Annotated in this window: 5 protein-coding genes; 3 read left to right on the top strand and 2 right to left on the bottom strand. The window is 44.0% G+C overall.

The genetic code is table 11. The features are described from left to right. The coding region (gene prfC, locus HRU21_08330; protein NRA42295.1) for a peptide chain release factor 3 at nt 1–513 on the top strand (513 nt) is incomplete at its 5' end. Then, the gene (locus HRU21_08325; protein ID NRA42294.1) at nt 503–1,447 is read left to right on the top strand and encodes a DUF72 domain-containing protein; all 945 of its coding nucleotides are present in this window, start codon (nt 503–505) and stop codon (nt 1,445–1,447) included. The genes prfC and HRU21_08325, both read left to right, overlap by 11 nt. A gap of 24 nt (nt 1,448–1,471) precedes the next feature. Here HRU21_08325 and HRU21_08320 read toward each other — a convergent pair whose 3' ends face one another. After that, the gene (locus tag HRU21_08320) at nt 1,472–1,954 is read right to left on the bottom strand and encodes a glutathione peroxidase (protein ID NRA42293.1); all 483 of its coding nucleotides are present in this window, start codon (nt 1,952–1,954) and stop codon (nt 1,472–1,474) included. A gap of 311 nt (nt 1,955–2,265) precedes the next feature. Between HRU21_08320 and hemB the strand changes: the two genes are divergently transcribed. Continuing rightward, entirely contained in the window at nt 2,266–3,249 is a 984-nt protein-coding gene (gene hemB / locus HRU21_08315) for a porphobilinogen synthase (protein NRA42292.1), read from the top strand. Nucleotides 3,250–3,521: 272 nt separating this feature from the next. On the opposite strand, the gene HRU21_08310 is transcribed toward hemB, so the two are convergent. Further along, the coding region (locus HRU21_08310; protein ID NRA42291.1) for a patatin-like phospholipase family protein at nt 3,522–4,517 on the bottom strand (996 nt) is incomplete at its 5' end.

Genomic DNA, 4,517 nt, shown 5'->3' with positions numbered 1-4,517 from the left:
TATTCCGGTGATATTATCGGTTTGCATAATCACGGCACGATTCAAATTGGTGACACTTTCACGGTAGGCAAAGAGCTAAAGTTTACCGGTATTCCGCATTTTGCACCTGAGCTTTTTCGAAAAATTCGCTTAAAGGATCCGCTCAAAACTAAGCAGTTGCAAAAAGGTTTGCAACAGCTGGCTGAAGAAGGTTCAACACAGGTATTTTTTCCACTCAATTCAAACGATATTATTGTCGGTGCGGTTGGACAGCTACAGTTCGAAGTGGTGGCGTATCGTTTGAAAGATGAATACAAAGTTGAAGCGATATACGAGCCTGTCAATGTGCATACCGCGCATTGGGTTGAGTCGGATGACCCTAAACATATAGAGGCCTTAAGGCGCAAGCATAGTGATAATTTGGCAATTGATGGTGGCGGACACTTAAGCTATATCGCACCAACTCGCGTAAATTTATCACTGGCACAAGAGCGTTTTCCCGAGGTGCAATTTTTAAGCACGCGTGAGCACTAAGCTAGCGCAAAATAGCTCGACCTTAAAGCCGAAAATTTACTTCGGCCTGCCAATGTGGGCTAATGATTCTTGGCGTCAGCATTTCTACTCGCTTGGCTGCCTGCCTCAGCAAATGCTGGACGAATACGCTTCGGTATTTAATTGTGTTGAGGGTAATACCAGCTTTTACGCGCTACCCAGTGAGCAGCAAGTGCAGCGCTGGCAAACTCAGGTAGCTGAAGATTTTCGCTTTTGCTTTAAACTGCCGCGTGCAGTCACGCACACAAAATCCGGTTTTCAGTATGCACAGCTCGGCGAATTTTTTCAGCGACTCAGCCCTTTAGCTGATCGTCTAGGGCCATTTATGCTTCAGCTGCCGCCGCATATCAGTGCTGAGCATTTACCGCAGTTAGCCAAGCTTTTGGCACAATTACCCAGAGATTTTGATTACGCCTTAGAGCTAAGGCATAGCAGCTTTTTCGATGGCAGTGAACAACAGCAAAAATTACAAGCGCTTTGTCATCGCTTTCAGTTAAGTCATATGAGCTTTGATACGCGTGCCTTGTTTGATCAAAAAGCCGATGCTGAAGATCCATTTGTTAAAGATGCCAGAGCTAAAAAGCCACGCTTTCCAATTATGGTTAATGCGCAGGGGAAATACCCCAGTTTACGTTTTATTGGCTTTCCCTGGTCAAACCAGGCCAGTAAAGAGGCGGAGGCATTGGCCATCGCGCATAGTTTGAAATACTTTTCGCCGTGGATGGCGTATTTGGAGCAATGGTTAGGGCAGGGGAAAACCCCCTTTATATTCGTACATGCAGCGAACAATCAACAAGCGCCTCGCTTAGCCTATGCTGTTCATCGTGCAATTTGTGCAAGGCTACCATCGCAGCTCAGCCCTTTAGCTGCTACACCCTTTGATCAGGGGGCAGCGAGCCAATTCGATTTGATTTAGAAGATGGTGTCAGAAGAGACGGTGTCACAATAGCGCTGTGATTGCTTTTTCAAGAGACTTTGGCGAATCTTTAGGTGCAAATCGCTTGATGACCTCGCCGTCTTTATTGACTAAGAATTTGGTGAAATTCCACTTGATAGATTCAGTGCCTGCAATGCCCTTAGCCTCTTGTTTTAAAAAATTATACAGCGGGTGTGAGTTATCACCATTAACATCAACTTTCTCAAACATAGGAAAGCTGACGCCATAATTTAATTGGCAAAACTCTTGAATTTCTCCGTTGCTGCCGGGGTCTTGTTTACCAAATTGATTGCAAGGAAAGCCTAAAATAACTAGGCCTTGATCTTTGTAGCGTAAGTAAAGCTCTTCAAGCCCTTTAAATTGTGGGGTAAAACCACACTTACTGGCAGTGTTAACAATTAACATTACCTTGCCTTTATATTGATCAAAGGCTTCTTCAATGCCTTTCATTGATGTTGCTTTAAATGCATAGATTGCATCGCTCATATGCTTTCCTTAGATTTAGTAAAAGAAGGGAGGATCGTCTGCTTAAGGCTATACGAAATGCAGTACAAAAATCAAATACGGAAAATACAAGAAAATAGTTTATTCGCTAGGCGTTAAAAACCAGCGGTGATGACCGCTTAAAATCGCCGTCGACAGGCATTGCCAACATAAACAGCCATCAAAGATGTAACAATAGCTGCTAGGCTTGCGGTTGATAATCTGGCTAGCATGGCCAGATATTGCTTGAAATCACTTAGCTTAGGGTATAAATCTGCTATGATGAGGCAATTTTTTAGCAATGGTTTATCACAATGCCGAATAGTCATGGATTTCGTTTTCGCCGTTTACGCAAAAGTGCCGCACTGCGCCAGCTAGTTAGAGAAACTCATTTGCAGGTAGACGACTTCATTCTTCCTATCTTTGTTGAAGAGGGGCTTCAGCAGCGACTTGAGGTGAGCTCGATGCCGGGTGTATTTCGTTATCCTGAGCATGAGTTAGCAGAGCAAGTAAGCTTTGCTTGGAGCAAAGGCATTAAGGCGGTAATTTTATTCGGTGTATCTCAATGTAAAGATCACGCAGGCTTAGATACGCTGGATCATGATGGCTTAATGGCAAGAATGATTAAGTCAGCTAAGGCTGCATGCCCTGAGATGGTGGTGATTAGCGACAATTGCTTTTGTGAATACACTACCCATGGACACTGTGGCGTCTTGGACTGCTCAGGTGCAGATGTCGATAATGACTTGACCCTACAAAATCTGCAGCAGCAGGCGGTGGTTGCAGCACAAGCGGGTGTCGATATGATTGCGCCATCCGGCATGATGGATGGCATGATTGCCGCTATTCGAAGCGCTCTTGATAGCCAAGGCTTTAGCCATATTCCTATTATGTCCTACTCGACAAAGTTTGCCTCAAGCTTTTATGGTCCGTTTCGTGACGCGGTCGATAGTGAGTTCAAAGGCACGCGTGAAACTTATCAAATGGACCCTGCCAATGCAGCCGAAGCGCTTGCTGAGTCAATGCAAGATGAGCAAGAAGGGGCTGATATTTTAATGGTTAAGCCTGCGCTTGCTTATTTAGATGTGGTGAAATCTATAGCCGACAACAGCCGTAAGCCATTAGCGGTATATCATGTGAGCGGTGAGTATGCGATGGTGAAAGCTGCTGCAGCGGCTGGCGTTATTGACGAACAAGCCATTGTTTTAGAGACGCTGTTGTCTTTTAAGCGGGCGGGTGCAAGCTTGATTATCACATACTATGCCATCGAGGCGATTGATTGGCTCAGCGAACAGTAGAAATTTTCAAATAAGATAGATTATGTAATAAGTGTTAGCGCTATTATATGTATTAAGTTAAAGTGTTAGACAGAATGAGGTCTTGATAAAAAAGATTTATATCAAAAGCGGCCTTATCAAAATCTCTTTGTTAAAATAGTCATATCTAAAAAGTGCCAGTTTTTCTCTGATAGTAACGCAGTTTGTATCGCAGCTGCATAAGTTGCTAAATTCAGCCTTAGCGTTTAAATAACAGCTGCTTTAAAAACTGTTAGCGAAGCGTTTAACGCCTATCAAGAGGCTTTTAAACGCTGCATTTCTTCTGCTTCAAGTTTGTCAATGATGCTATCGAGCGTACGCGAAATTTTAGTGGTATTGCGAATCCACTCAAGCTTAGGCCATGTGGCTCGTTCACCGGCTTTAGCTAGCGATAAAATATCATCGTCATCAGGATTAGAAAAAAGCTTGGTAATATTAAGCTGACTGAAGTTCGGCGTAATATTGATATCAGCCGTGTAATCTTGCGAAACCATGGCATGCACCTGAGTTAAAAAATAACCCATAGCGGGCGAATTAAGATTGTCAGAGGTATGCTTTAAAACATTGCCGACAATGTTTTTAGTAGTTTTCGCCGATGTTTCAGTGATTAGCTGCAACATGGTTTTTTGTTTACCCTTGTCTGAGACAAATGGCATCACGTGAGGGTTAACTTGCGAGGCAATAAAGTGGTTCACACCGTATAGGCGTGATAGACGCTTTCCGGGTAAATCATTCGATAATGTGCCATCGACCCATTGACGTGAGGGGTTATAAGGTTGAGGCTCGCCATCATAGTTTTTCGCCGTTAAGGTTACTGCGGGGAATAAACCGGGCACGGCGGTAGAAGCTAATACACCCTTGCGAACAAATACATTCGGTGAGCTGGTGGCGTTAAGCATGCGAGACTCGTGATTCATGCGCTTTGGTGAAATCGTAATATTGATAGCGCGATGGGTTTTCTCGAATGCTTCTTCAAACGTGAGATCCGGGATAAACTTGGCCATTGACTCTTCTAAATGTGCACCATCTAACAACGCTTCGCCTTTGAAGAGCTTTTTCCAACCCATAAACTTCATCGCCTCATGACGAATAGTTTCAAGCTTAAAATACTCCTCTAATTCTTCATCATTGTGGGTGCCAACGACGGATGCAACCACCGAACCAGCAGAAGAGCCTGAAATAACGGTCGGCAAGATTTTTTGCTCGTGCATGGCCTTTACAACGCCAACATGAAACATACCGAAGTTCGC

It is taken from the genome of Pseudomonadales bacterium (assembly GCA_013215025.1).
GTDB lineage: Bacteria > Pseudomonadota > Gammaproteobacteria > Pseudomonadales > DT-91 > DT-91.
This window is presented reverse-complemented; position numbering and strand designations above follow the sequence as displayed.